Source organism: Haemophilus sp. SZY H8, from assembly GCF_018829755.1.
In the GTDB taxonomy this organism is placed as follows: Bacteria; Pseudomonadota; Gammaproteobacteria; order Enterobacterales; family Pasteurellaceae; genus Haemophilus; species Haemophilus haemolyticus_K.
In genome coordinates this window covers 1-14,269 of the sequence record NZ_JAHKJY010000001.1, presented here as the reverse complement: position 1 = coordinate 14,269, position 14,269 = coordinate 1, and the positions used below count along the sequence as shown (strand labels likewise).

General features: G+C 38.6%; 9 protein-coding genes, 1 other RNA gene and 2 pseudogenes. 2 read left to right on the top strand and 10 right to left on the bottom strand.

From position 1 onward, the window contains the following. An RNA gene (gene rnpB, locus KKW16_RS00055) (RNase P RNA component class A) lies at positions 1-377 on the bottom strand. 171 nt (positions 378-548) lie between these two features. On the opposite strand from rnpB, the gene KKW16_RS00050 reads away from it, so the two are divergent. Both KKW16_RS00050 and KKW16_RS00045 read left to right on the top strand, forming a co-directional pair. Then, a complete protein-coding gene (locus KKW16_RS00050; protein WP_111407443.1) occupies positions 549-1,484 on the top strand; it encodes a KpsF/GutQ family sugar isomerase in 936 nt (311 codons plus the stop codon). A gap of 9 nt (positions 1,485-1,493) precedes the next feature. Next, on the top strand, positions 1,494-2,036 hold the full coding sequence (locus tag KKW16_RS00045) for a KdsC family phosphatase (protein ID WP_111407444.1): 543 nt from the start codon (positions 1,494-1,496) through the stop codon (positions 2,034-2,036). A 60-nt stretch (positions 2,037-2,096) separates the two neighbouring features. Here KKW16_RS00045 and pntB read toward each other — a convergent pair whose 3' ends face one another. From pntB to KKW16_RS09055, 9 genes and pseudogenes are all read right to left on the bottom strand, one after another. Next, on the bottom strand, positions 2,097-3,521 hold the full coding sequence (pntB, locus tag KKW16_RS00040) for a Re/Si-specific NAD(P)(+) transhydrogenase subunit beta (RefSeq protein WP_005637794.1): 1,425 nt from the start codon (positions 3,519-3,521) through the stop codon (positions 2,097-2,099). Positions 3,522-3,531: 10 nt separating this feature from the next. Then, the gene (gene pntA / locus KKW16_RS00035) at positions 3,532-5,070 is read right to left on the bottom strand and encodes a Re/Si-specific NAD(P)(+) transhydrogenase subunit alpha (RefSeq protein ID WP_111407445.1); all 1,539 of its coding nucleotides are present in this window, start codon (positions 5,068-5,070) and stop codon (positions 3,532-3,534) included. 290 nt (positions 5,071-5,360) lie between these two features. Beyond that, positions 5,361-5,891: an ankyrin repeat domain-containing protein gene (locus KKW16_RS00030; protein ID WP_111407446.1), complete on the bottom strand. Its 531-nt coding sequence runs from the start codon at positions 5,889-5,891 to the stop codon at positions 5,361-5,363. 1 nt (position 5,892) lies between these two features. Beyond that, positions 5,893-7,428 (bottom strand): annotated as a pseudogene (locus tag KKW16_RS00025) (polymorphic toxin-type HINT domain-containing protein); the annotation flags it as partial. A gap of 7 nt (positions 7,429-7,435) precedes the next feature. Then, positions 7,436-7,762, bottom strand: coding sequence for a hypothetical protein (locus KKW16_RS00020; RefSeq protein ID WP_048953336.1), 327 nt, complete (start codon positions 7,760-7,762; stop codon positions 7,436-7,438). Positions 7,763-7,765: 3 nt separating this feature from the next. Next, entirely contained in the window at positions 7,766-8,074 is a 309-nt protein-coding gene (locus KKW16_RS00015; protein ID WP_111407447.1) for a hypothetical protein, read from the bottom strand. 2 nt (positions 8,075-8,076) lie between these two features. Further along, positions 8,077-8,379, bottom strand: a complete 303-nt coding sequence (locus tag KKW16_RS00010; RefSeq protein WP_048953334.1) for a MafI2 family immunity protein — start codon at positions 8,377-8,379, stop codon at positions 8,077-8,079. Positions 8,380-8,385: 6 nt separating this feature from the next. Next, positions 8,386-9,192 (bottom strand): polymorphic toxin type 50 domain-containing protein, encoded by an 807-nt coding sequence (locus tag KKW16_RS09075; RefSeq protein ID WP_502793451.1) that lies wholly within the window; start codon positions 9,190-9,192, stop codon positions 8,386-8,388. Beyond that, positions 9,181-14,269: pseudogene (locus KKW16_RS09055) on the bottom strand (hemagglutinin repeat-containing protein); the annotation flags it as partial. The pseudogene KKW16_RS09055 and the gene KKW16_RS09075, both read right to left, overlap by 12 nt.

The following is a 14,269-nucleotide window of genomic DNA, read 5'->3' as shown; positions in this document are numbered from 1 at the left end:
AAATTGAGTTGGTCGATAAGCCGAGTTCTGTCGTGGACAATCATTCCTCTAGGCGACAAATTACTCTGCCGCTCAAGCAACCTACCCGAATCCTGAGCGGGCCACTCATTGGATTCCTATTTGGTCTTGCTACGAGTGGAGTTTACCCTGCTGCCAACCGTTACCGGAGGCACGGTGCGCTCTTACCGCACCCTTTCACCCTTACCGTTTACACGGCGGTCTGCTCTCTGTTGCACTGGTCGTCGGCTCACGCCGCCCGGACGTTATCCGGCACTCTGCCCTGTGTAGCTCGGACTTTCCTCTCGTTTACTTGTCCCACTAGGTCGTATAAATACGGTTAAGGGCTTCAATAAACCAGCGATTGTCTAACCAACTCGGCGCGTAGTATAGGGGCAATCATTAGTGAGGTCAATAAAATCCCCAATTTTTAGATATTACGCGTCAATCTTATAAACAATAATGCCTAGCTTGCATCGAATTTTTCATTCGTATTTTTTTATGATTCCGCTAAAATAACGCCAATTTCAACCGCTCTTTTAGGAAGAAGAATGAACTATCTAAAAATCGCCCAGGATTCCCTTTCAGTGGAAAGTAACGCACTTTTACAACTCAGCCAACGTTTAGGTGAAGATTTTAATCAAGTTGTCGATTTAATCCTTGCTTGCGAAGGACGATTAGTCATCGGCGGGATAGGCAAATCCGGTTTAATCGGCAAAAAAATGGTGGCTACCTTTGCCTCTACGGGTACACCAAGTTTCTTTTTACATCCGACAGAAGCCTTTCACGGCGATTTAGGTATGTTGAAACCAATTGATATCGTGATGTTAATTTCCTATAGCGGTGAAACCGATGATGTCAATAAACTGATTCCAAGTTTAAAAAATTTTGGTAATAAAATTATTGCCGTGACGAGTAACAAAAATTCCACGCTCGCACGTCATGCAGATTATGTTTTAGACATTACTGTTGAGCGAGAGGTGTGTCCGAATAATCTCGCGCCAACAACATCCGCACTTGTAACGCTAGCACTTGGCGATGCACTCGCTGTATCGCTCATTACGGCACGCAATTTCCAACCCGCTGACTTTGCTAAATTCCATCCAGGTGGTAGTCTTGGTCGCCGTTTACTCTGTAAAGTAAAAGATCAAATGCAAACTCGTTTACCAATTATCAAACCGGAAACCAATTTCACTGATTGCTTAACTATAATGAATGAAGGCCGAATGGGCGTTGCATTAGTCATGGAGAATAATCAATTAAAAGGCATTATTACGGATGGCGATATTCGTCGAGCATTAACGACAAATGGCGCTGATACCTTAAATAAAACTGCACAAGATTTTATGACAAACTCACCTAAGACAATTCACCAAGATGAATTCCTAGCAAAAGCAGAAGACTTTATGAAAGCGAAAAAAATTCACTCGCTAGTTGTTGTTAATGATGAAAATCACGTGGTGGGTTTAGTGGAATTTTCAAGCTAAGGAATCCCAATGCAACAAAAATTAGAAAATATTAAATTTGTTATTACTGATGTGGATGGCGTGCTCACCGATGGACAACTCCATTATGATGCTAATGGTGAAGCGATTAAAAGTTTTCATGTGCGAGATGGTTTAGGCATAAAAATGCTGATGGATGCAGGTATTCAAGTAGCAGTGCTTTCTGGTCGAGACTCTCCTATTTTACGTCGTCGTATTGCCGATCTTGGTATTAAATTATTCTTTCTTGGCAAACTTGAAAAAGAAACGGCTTGTTTTGATCTTATGAAACAAGCAGGCGTCACTGCCGAGCAAACCGCTTATATTGGTGATGATAGCGTAGATCTACCCGCCTTTACAGTGTGTGGAACTTCTTTTGCTGTGGCTGATGCCCCTATTTATGTGAAGAATGCTGTTGATCATGTACTTTCCACTAATGGAGGAAAAGGCGCATTCCGTGAAATGTCCGATATGATTTTACTGGCACAGGGAAAATCTTCTGTGTTTGATAGTGCCCAAGGTTTCCTAAAATCAGTGAAAAACATGGGACAATAAAATACCTAAAAATAAACCGCACTTAGGCAACCCCAAGTGCGGTTATTTTTAGATGTATTTTTATAATGCTTTTAAGATATCTTCAACGCGATCTTTTGCATCACCAAAGAGCATTTGCGTATTCTCTTTGAAGAATAATGGGTTTTGTACGCCAGCATAACCCACAGCCATTGAACGTTTGAAAACAATCACATTTTGCGCTTTCCATACTTCCAATACAGGCATTCCCGCGATTGGGCTATTTGGATCTTCCATCGCAGCTGGGTTTACCGTATCGTTCGCACCTATAACCAATACTACATCAGTATCAGCGAAATCATCATTGATTTCATCCATTTCAAGTACGACATCATAAGGCACTTTCGCTTCGGCTAAAAGCACGTTCATGTGGCCAGGTAAACGTCCTGCAACAGGGTGAATACCAAAACGAACGTTCACACCACGTTCACGCAATTTTGCCGTAATATCAGCAACTGGATATTGTGCTTGTGCCACAGCCATACCATATCCTGGAGTGATAATCACAGAACTTGCATTTTTCAACAATTCAGCCACTTCTTCTGCTGTAGTTTCACGGTGTTCGCCTTGTTCTTCGCTTGAAGAAACTTGAACATCATTACCAAAACCACCTGCAATTACGCTCACAAATGAACGGTTCATTGCTTTACACATAATGTAAGAAAGAATTGCACCAGAAGAACCAACAAGCGCACCTGTTACGATGAGCAAGTCATTATTCAACATAAAACCTGCCGCCGCCGCTGCCCAACCAGAATATGAATTAAGCATTGATACCACAACTGGCATATCTGCCCCACCGATTGAAGCCACTAAGTGCCAGCCGAATGCAAGCGCAATCGCTGTCATTAATAACACAGGGAAAATGCTTTCTGGATTATTCAAGAATGCAACCATCAATAATGCAGATACCACAAGTGCGGCTAAATTTAATTTATGGCGATGTGGCAACATTAATGCTTTTGAATTAATTTTTCCGCTCAATTTACCAAATGCGACAACTGAACCAGTGAAAGTTACTGCACCGATAAAAATACCTAAAAATACTTCAACATTATGAATATTCGTTAATACTGCTTGCTCTGCTACAAATGCGGCTTGTGCTGCTGCATCTAATCCTTCTGGCATTAACGCCTCATGGTGTAAACCATAGCTATTAAAGCCGACGAGTACAGCCGCTAAACCGACGAAACTGTGAAGAATCGCCACAAGTTCTGGCATTTCAGTCATTTCTACTTTTAATGCACGTTGAACACCGATTGCACCACCGATGATCATTGCAATAATAATCCAAAATGTTCCTTCAGAATGAGGGCCAAAAATGGTTGCGATAAGAGCAATGGTCATACCAACAATACCGAACCAACAACCCGCTTTAGCAGTTTCATGTTTAGAAAGTCCTGCCAAGCTCATAATGAAAAGTAATGCTGCTAAAATATACGCAGCCTGTACTAAACCTTCAGACATTGTGCGCTCCTTAACCTTTTCTAAACATTGCTAACATACGTTGTGTGACACGGAAACCACCAAAAATATTGATGCTTGCCACCAAAATAGCCACAAAAGCTAACGCATCGATAAATAGATTGCCTGTTGGCTGACGAATTTGTAATAACGCGCCTACAATAATAATGCCTGAAATTGCATTTGTTACTGCCATTAATGGTGTATGAAGTGCATGGCTAACATTCCAAACCACGTAATAACCCACCACGCAAGCTAAAACAAATACAGTGAAATGTGATAAAAATGCAGCTGGCGCCACAGAAGCTAACCAAAGGAATAACACGCCAACACCTGCCATCACACCGTATTTCACACGAGGATCTGTTGGTTTAGATTCTTTTTTCTCTGCCACTGGTGCAGCTTTGATTTCTTGTTTTGGTTGTGCAGACACTTGAATTTGTGCTGGGGGAATTTCTTCCCCATCACGAACAACGGTTACACCACGAAGAACCACATCTTCAAAATCAATATTGATATTGCCATCTTTCTCTTTGCACAAAAGTTTTAATAAATTGACTAAGTTTGTGCCATAAAGTTGAGAAGATTGCGTTGGTAAACGGCTTGGGAAATCGGTATAACCAATCACTTTCACTTGATTTTCAGTTGTAACAACTTTCCCTGCTTGCGTATATTCACAGTTACCGCCTGTTGCAGCCGCTAAATCCACAATCACCGAACCTGGTTTCATTGAATCCACCATTTCTTTGGTGATTAAACGAGGCGCTGGTTTACCCGGAATAGCTGCTGTAGTAATAATAATATCGACTTCTTTAGCTTGTTCTGCGTAAAGCTCCATCGCACGACGGTTAAATTCTTCCGACATCACTTTCGCATAACCATCACCACTGCCGCCTTCTTCTTTAAAATCAATTTCTAAGAAGCTTGCGCCCATACTTTGAACTTGCTCTTTCACTTCAGGACGAGAGTCAAAAGCACGAACAATCGCCCCAAGGCTATTTGCTGCACCAATTGCCGCCAAACCAGCCACACCCGCACCAATCACCAACACTTTTGCTGGTGGAACTTTACCTGCAGCAGTAATTTGCCCGGTAAAGAAGCTGCCGAATTCATGCGCAGCTTCAATGACAGCACGATAACCAGAAATATTCGCCATAGAAGAAAGCGCATCCAATGCTTGCGCACGAGAAATACGAGGCACCGCATCCATTGCTAACACATTAATTTTCTTCGCGGTGAGTTTTTTCATTAACTCAGGATTTTGCATACGCCAAATAAAGCTCACAAGCGTTGCGCCTTCCTTCATTTGAGCGATTTCTTCATCTGTCGGTGCATTTACTTTGAAGATAATATCCGATTGCCAAATTTCAGCCGACGTACCGATCTTCGCGCCTGCCTCTAAAAATGCTTGATCTTCAAAACTAGCTTTAAAACCTGCATCGTGTTCCACGATCACGTCAAAGCCCAATTTCAATATTTGCTGAACCGTTTTCGGCGTTGCCGCCACACGGCTCTCATTCTCAAGCAGCTCTCTAGGTACACCAATTAACATACTGTTTCCCTCTGATTGATGATTGGGTTGATGAGATTAATGAACAAACCTTCGCCTATTCATCGTTAAAATGACAAAAAGTCAAACGGATACAACTGTATCATTGATTGAATGAAAATAGGTAACGTTTTTAAGTGGTTTTACAAGATATTGTGATAGGGATCACGAAAAATCTCATATAAAAACACTTCAAATTAGGTGTCCAGGTTTTGGGGGGCAGATCAAAGTGCGGTCAATTTTAAGAAGTTTTAAAACTCTTTAAAATTGACCGCACTTTCAAACATTAAATTCTACGAATACTTTTTCATTAATTCATAAATTGGTTTTAATTGAGGCTCATTAGCTGTAGGTTTATAACTTTCAAGAATGGTTTCATCCTCATTGACTAAGTAATGAACATTTGCCCCTTTTTGAAGCATAAGCTCTAAAACATCCAATCTCTCTGGGATATATCCAATCATAGATAAAGGGATTAAACCATCTTGGTTCGGTAAATTAGGATTTGCTCCTGCTTTGAGCAACGCTATCGCCGCCTCAGCATTTTTACTTCGTAATGCATAATGCAAAGGAGTCATTCCGTATATATCTTGAGCATTAACATCGACGCCATTATCAATATAGAATTGTATTAATTCTACTTTAGGTTCCGAATAGCAAAGTATCCTATGTAGATAGTTCCATTTATCTAAACTAGTAATTTTTTTTATATCTGCCAATTTGTTTTCTAAAAATATTTTTCTTAATAGTTGAAGATCATTATTAAAATTACTCTCTACAATTTTTTCTTCCAAATCCAAGTCATTAAATTTAGAAAAATCCATCTTATTTTCCTCCATTCATAAAATTTCTCATATCTTGTTTTATATCTAAGATATCATCTTTACCAGGCATCTCATTTCTATGACTTCGATTTTCAGACATATTTTCTAACCTAAATTTATTAGGTCTTGCATTTACATAATCATTAAATTGTTTTTGACTCCAATTTAACTCTTTAGCTGCAAGAGATAACCGTCTATGCTCCCAGCCATAAGCATGTCCTATATCGATTGGTCCTTTAACTATCGCACGAGTAATCTTATCTCGGTAATTACCATTAGGTAGAACCTCGTATTGTTCAAAGATTTTCTTCATGGTATCAGAGCGAAGATAAGAACGATTATAAAATTGATCTACAGGTTTATCTGTCGATAAATAACGTCCTGTTTGCTCATCAATTCGTTGAGATAGTCTATTAAAATGAGGATCTGTTCCTGCGTTGTGATTTACTGTTTCAAAACGATTTAAGTCTTTTTTGATCACTGTAATTTCTTTTCCATCCTGATTTTTAAACTTATAAGCATGATATCCATCAATATCTTTTACTCGCTTAGCTCCATCAGGTAAAGCATGCCAACAATCATTATGCACCCAAACCCCATCAGAATAACTATTAGATCCTTTAATGAAGTAAGTATGGTCATTTTCAACTGTCAAGTTATACGCACTTAACTTCTCAGCCTTGATGCTAACACTTTTTACCGTCTGCCATTGGTTATGTTCTGATAGCAGTTTATAACCCGCTTTCAGATTTTGTGCATCTACCCACTGAGCGTTTTGGATTTCTCCGTTGTAGTGATGCCCCTCAGAACTCGGTACTAGCTCACCTTGATTTACCTGGGTAAAGAATGGATGAATTTTGTTTGAAACAATGGTTTGGTGTTTGCCTTGTTCATCAATCACTTCTACATATACCGTAAAATCATACGGGTTGTTGTAGTGCGCTTGTACACGCTGATAGGTCATTTGTCCTGTCAGTTCGTTTTTCGCATAAACCTTATCTCCGACTTTAATAGACGCTATCGGCTTATAACCTTGCTCTGTTTTTACTTCCATGTCACCACGGAAAGAACAAGTTTTAGGTTTTATCTTCGCGACATTAATACCTGAATGAGCTACATCAATCGTGCCATTTTTTAATTTGGCAATAGACTTAGCTATCCCCAATCCCGCACCACTTAGAACTACTCCTCCAGTTGAAACACCTTTCATTTTACCTTGGCGGTAACCTTGCATTTCACCCGCAAGTTTTGGGTTCTCTTGAAGGGCAAGCGTATAAGCCTCATCCCAATCTTTCAACGAGACCACAACATTATTATAGATTTTCTCTGGATTTGAAATTGCTTCCCATAAAGACACTACGGTATCATCTAAATTAACAACTGCATCTGCTGTTTCTTTAACACTATCAATTTGCCCTTGAGCTTCTGCAAGCTCTAGACCTTCTTGATATTCTTTAGCTTTATCCTCATCTCCATTGAATAAAACCTTGGCATACATTTCAATGTTTTGCTTACGCTCATCACTAGGATGAAGATTTTACTAATTAGAAAAAGAAAAAAATACCGGTATTAGAATTTAATGCAAGTTTAACCAAGCGATATAATTCACGAAAAAAGGTATGGATATGTATATACCTTGATATTATATTTAACAACCTATTTAATCGGTTATTATCACAAATACTTTCATCTTCATAATCATCAATATTTTTATCTAACTCCTTATTAATCACATCAAAAAAATTAGTACTCCATATTTCTCTATAAACATCATCATCTAACTCTAATTCCTCAAGATCTCCAGGTATACACTGGTTATAATTAAGTCGATGCATAGCCTCTCTAGTAAGTGGAACAGAAATTAACTTCATAATTTACTCCTTAATTTTAAAATGAGTAACTTGATTGTATTCACTTTGAGTTCTACCTATTTTCTTTCCATTATCAAGAGTTTTATTATTAGGAACAACTCCATTAAGATCTAAATAATTTCTCTTACCTCTTATACTTGGATCATATATACGGAAATATTTCCCATTAATATCTTCAACAACTTGAACTTTAGTTGTAGGATTTTCATATATTCTTTTTCCTTTGTCTGTCATTGTAATGATAGGATTCTTTCCTGCAAACTTCTCTATGGACTTATGCAAATTAGCTTCGGTCCAATTTTTAGGTTCCAATCTTATTCATATTTTTCATGGCGCTTATATACACATATATAATTATCAAAAGATAAATATTTAGGGTAATCAATCCTAACTAAATTCTCATCAATAGTATAATCCTCACTAAAATTAGAAATAATATCTGTACCAACTTCATAAATCTCTTCATTCCAATAGGTAGAGATATCTCCATCAATAACGATATAAATACTTATACAATTTTCATTGATTCTTACATAAACACCTCTAACCTCTTTGGTAATTTTACCTATCAAGGCATTTTGGGTAACAATTCTTAATCTTATAATGTCATTATTCATAGACTATTATTCCTTTGGTTTAGCCGGAACTACATGATATCCATTTTTACTATAATGAATAATCCCCATAGTTGTTGGGGTTTGATTTCCTGTAACAGGATCGATATAAATACCGATATTTTTATTGAAGTTCACCCTTTCTTTAGAACCAGGAAGCCCAATTTCAGTTTTTCCCACCTGCTGTCCAGTTCCTACATAACCTTTTAAAGAATCTAAACTTACAGTGATAATGCTTTTCTGTTGTCCATTAGAAAGAGAAACTTTATACTCATTTGTGTTTTCTAAATGCTTATTTTGCTTAGATATCTCAATTTCTAAGTTATTTAAATTAACTTTTGTAGTGCGATATCCCTTAGTCTCCCCAACAATCGGCAATTTTTCGTTTGCATTGGCTCCTTTTGGCAACTTAGTTAAGGCTATCCCCCCTAACCCCACAGCTTCCGCAGCACCTAAAGCAAGAGTTGCATAGTGTACGCTCTTTGGTAACTGGTTTCTTGTTTTACCGTTTTCCAATTCCACAAAATCACTCAATTTAACCTGGGTCTCTCTACTTAAATTATTAAAATAGGATCCAAACCTTAAATAACTAGAGTTTTCATATGCTGCTTCATCTCCCGATTGCATCATCTGAATATGTGGTATATAACAAACTGGATTATCACCACAATCCTTCAATATTTTTCTTCTATTTTTCTCACTTAATTTCGCGTATTTCTCAAAAATAGGTCGAGTATCTTTTCCTTCCTTCTCTGCTTTAGCTAACTCTTTAACGAGGCTGTTTACCTCTCCGTTGTATAAATAATTATTCTCCACAGCATTCTTCGCCGTCTTAGCCGCAATAATCGCCCCATCAGAGCTATCTGATAAACTACCACCGGCAATACCTGCTGCTACTTGACTTAAAGAAGATACCGTACGTTTTTCTTCTTCGCTCAGCTTTTCAGGTGATTTATTATAAAGTGTTGACGCTAAGAAATGAGCCGCAACCTCTCCACCTGCTGCACCAGCCGCACCCGCAGCAACATTACGATTGCCCGCATAAGCCTCTACCGCGCCCCAAAGTGCATGAGCAGTCAAATTGAGAGCGGTATTTACATTACCTTTTGCATCTGTTGTCGCTTTCTTAATTTGATTATTCACCGCAGGTGATAATCCTGAAGCCACCACTTCCGCTGCCGGTCTGCCAGCTAAAGCGGTGCTGATAACATTTAATGCTGAATCAATGATAAGACGTTGACTTCCACCTGTTTCCCATTCTTTAGCTTTGCGACTCGCTGTCTCAAAATTATCTCGTGCTTGTTTGACTAAAGCGCGGTTCGTTTCGTTGTTGTTTTCTGCCTTGGCTTTTTCTGCTTCTTCTAACGCAATTGCGGCTTCATTACGTTTCGCTTTCGCTTCTTCACCAAATTTATTAGCAAGCAAACTTCCTGCTTCCGCGACATTTGGTCCAAATTTCTCTGTCACCTCACGTTGGAAATCAAGCTCTTTTTGAACATCATCTTTATTAAAACGATTCTCTAATTTACCACTTTGGCTTTGTGCACTCTCTGTAGTGATATCGGTTTTTATCGCAGCAATCTCTTCTTGTACCGTTTTACCTGTACGTTTTAATTGCTCAGCTTCATCTTTAATAATGATATTTTGTGTGTTAATACCACTTTTTGTTGTGGTGGATTGACTATCGGAATCTTTACCATAGCCCATGCCATAAGAGAATTGGAGAGATTCCTTGCCTTCAGCCAATTTCTTGGTGTTCTCTTGTCCATTTACTCCTTTAGAATTAACAGTTGTGTTGCCATTTTTATCGGTATAAAGCAGGTTACCATCTTTATCCGTGGCTTGTTTTGTACTTTGAGCTGCACCATTTTCGCCAAATGGTGTTTCAAAGTTAGCTGACACACTGCCACTTACACCAAAACTGCTGCCACTATAATTTGAGTGATTTTCAATATCTGAATGAGTAATGCTGCCAGTACTAAAATGGTTTTTACCATCTGCTTCTGCCTTTTGGGTAGACGTAATCAATGCACCTTTAAGATCGGTATGCTTATTAACATTAATATCATAACCTTCATCTCCAGCATAAATTCCAGCTTGTTCATTGATGCTGGCGTGGTCGGCATTGATTTTTGATTTATTGAAATTGCCTCCAACGGATGCGCCATACCCCACTGTCACACTACCATTTACATTCATTTGTTTACCATAGTAGCGAGATTTATCTTGCAAACTTTCGATATTCAAGTTTTCAGCATTAAGTTCTACTCGTTTGCCTTTTACTTGGCTACCAATAATATTGGCATCACCACCGGCTTGAATCACGGTTTTACTTTGACTATCACCTACATGGCTTGCAACATAAGTGGTTTCATCACCATTGCCATAACCTTTTCCGTAATTACCGCCTAAAGTAGCCCCAGCAACCGCACCATTACTCACTTTAATGCCTACCCCTGCATTAAAACCACTCGATTTATTGGTACTACGTTCTTGATGGTTTTCTTCTATTGCTTTGATATTGACTTGGTTATCTGCAATCAATGTCGTGCCTTGCTTACCTGAGATATCCGAACCTTCAATATTAATATTGGAATCCTTTCCTGCACCTGTCGCCATAATATTTACTTTGCCGCCAGCATTAACTTGGGATTTATAGGCTGTTTTTCCTTCAGTATGAGAGTGAGATTCGCTCTTCTGTTGACCATAAGTGATTTGTACACCGATCAAGGAGTCGACATCCCCTTCACCATTCATAAAATCTTTGACATCGGTTACAGCTTTTTTTCCAGATTGGTAGGCACGATAAGCCTCAAAGCCAGCATTAGCTGCCGACATAGTATTCACTCGGTCATGTTTACTATCGCCAACTTGTTTAGTGGATTCGATAGCCCCTTGTACTGCTTGAATAGCAGAAATAACAGGAGAGCTAATAGCAATAGTTAAACCTTTTTGCTCAAATTTTTGTTTGGTATTGGTTTCATATTTGTCATCTGCAGCTTTAATATCGACTTTTTTCGCCAGAATATTCACATCGCCGTCTTTGATTGCACTCACCTTACTCGCAGTTTGAGTATAAGTGTTTTCCGCAATCATCGTAGTATTACCGTTCAAGCTACCTACTTGGCTACCTTTCGCATAAAGCTTAGTCTGATCACTTTCTGTGGTTTGTTTTTGAGAACCAAAGGTTACTCCAATACCACCTCCCAATATGCCTGATTTTTTCTTGCTGTAATAATCATCAGAGTAGACTCGGTTCTCAGCTTCGCGAATATCAATGTTTTTAGCCTTCACCGTCAAACCATTACCAGCTGCTACATTTGAGCCCTGAATAGTGACATTACCTTTGCTTGAATGAAGATAAATCTTATCTGCATCTAAATTTGAGGCTTCCGCAACGTCATAATCGTGTTTATGTCGATAAACTTCTGTCGTTGAGCTTGTTAAACCTCTAGATTTACTTTTTGAACCACTAGAAAGCTGCTCTTTATAACGGGCTTCTTGGATATTAATATTCCCCTCAGACATCACATTCATAGTGCCATTACTGGTTACAGAAACGCCTCGCATTTCAACCGCACTTTTACCCACAGCATCAAGATTTCCAGTGACATTTAACTGACTGCCAACTTCTTGTTTTTGATCAAGCTTGTAATAATTATCAGCGTTAGAGACATAATGTTCTTTGTTTTGGGTTTCAATCGTGTCAAGATTTAATTTATCACCCGCTTGCAATGCCGCATCACCTTTAATATTAAAGTTAGCGCCTTTTACTGTGATATTTTCCGTTGCCATTAAAAGAGCAGTGCCTTTTTGCCCCTTATCAGCTGCATCTTTTCTACCCACATTAATTGAGGCTTGCTGAACAAGGGATTTGCGGTAAAAATTGCCAGTATCCTCGGTTTCACTCGTGCGGCTTTCTATATTAATGTTTTTAGCTTGAGCCACTAAACGCTCTTCTGCATTGAGTTCTCCACCGAGATTATTAAGAGTTTCTTTCGCTTTTAAGTAAAGCTCACGCCCTTGCAATTTTCCGCCTAGGTTTTCTATATTATTTGCCGCCAAATGGGTCAAATTACGCCCCGAAATAACTCCACTGTTTTGAATGTCGCCTTGAATATTGACAATTACATCGTTGGCTGAAATCACTGCGCCTCGACTATCAATATCTGCATTACGGCTCACTACATAAACCTGTGGTGCAAGTACTTCTTTTTTCGAACCATCTTTTAACGTTACTTCACGTTTTACCATCCATACCATATCTGAGGTGAGTTGTTTCATCTGCTCAGCCGTTAATGCCACGCCAGGGATCAAATTAAGTTTCTTCGCATATTGCGCACCATTATCCATCAAGGCTTTATACTGTTCATAATCAGATAAGTAACCTTGAAGGAAACGTCTGCCCGTGAGTTGATTGATTTGCTCATTTACTAAACGCTGTTCATAAAAACCGTCACCCAAACGCTTCAGAATATTTTTCGGATCGCTATGAATCTGTTTAAACATATAATCAGAACTTAGCCATTTAGATTTCTGAATAAAACGTGGATCAGTTTCCACTAGGTATTGACTAGATAGCACTGGGTTAATTTTGTAAAGGCTTGCCTGTGGCAATGAAATATCTGGTAAATGCGTTTTGATATCAAGGTTATCTTTATTTTTCATCACTCCAGACGTGATTGCTTCCAGGTTAACGCGGTGAACATTTAAATCTGTATTTAAAGGTGTTTTCTCCGCTAATGAAATGCCTTGGAAATCTGATTTATTCCCAACAATTGCGCCAGTAGACTCCACCGGCTCACCTATTTTTAAAAGTTCCAGCCCAAATTTAAACGGTTCGACAGGTAAGAGGCGGTCAATTTTTTGTTTATTTCGGCCATACACAGCCCAAACTTTTTTACCTCTCCAACCATGACGATGCCTTTCTTTTTTAATGTCTTCTTTCAAACCGATGTCTCGACGATGAATTTCACCATCAACATCAATATTATCAAGTTTTAGTAATCCTTGGCTTACTGTACTAACGGGTTCCTTAATCGCTTTATCTGCTAAATATAAAGTGTCACCAATCACAATTCGGGAGTGTTTATTCGTATACTCCCCCCCTTCCAAATGTAAAGATTGCCCGATAAGCAATTTACCTGGGTCTTGGTGTTCAATGGTATTAGTATCTGTGGTTCGAATGTAATCTTGTTTCAGCCAATTTTGAGCTGCCACTGCTTTACGTCCATCATTGAAACGAAAATATTGATTGCTATTATGACGACTATTATTAACATGATCTAAATAGCCCTCACCTTTTTCTCCTTCATTACCATAATAAGTCGCACTGCTATCAAACGGGGAATAAGTAACAAAATGATTTTTAGTATATTTATGTCCTAACTTTAAATGTAAATCGTGGTTTAGCAGACGATGCGTTTTAATCCAACCACTTCCTAAAGCTTCAATGGTCGCACTACCGTTATCAATGCTATTTGCATAACCAGTTGCTTGATTATTTTCATTTAACTGTCCACCAATATAGATATTACCTAAACTCATAATAAGTGAATGGTTACGGTTTACTAAATTACCGACACCTAAATCAAGTCTCTCACGAGCAGCAATTGTCGCCGCTGTTCCGTCAGCATTCTCAAGGTTATTTAAATTGTTTGCTTGAATTGCAAGGTGTCCTCCATAAATACGTGCCGTACCAATGTTATTTACATCATTGGCTTTAATCACTGTGGTATCGCCATCAATTAAGCCAAAGTTATTTAGCTTATTAGTTTGAATACGTGTATTTATTGAAGAAATTTCTGCATTAGCATTATTTTGAATAGTAGATCCTTCAACTGATGCTGAATGACCTACCACAAGGTTGGAATTATTAACAAAATCACCTTTT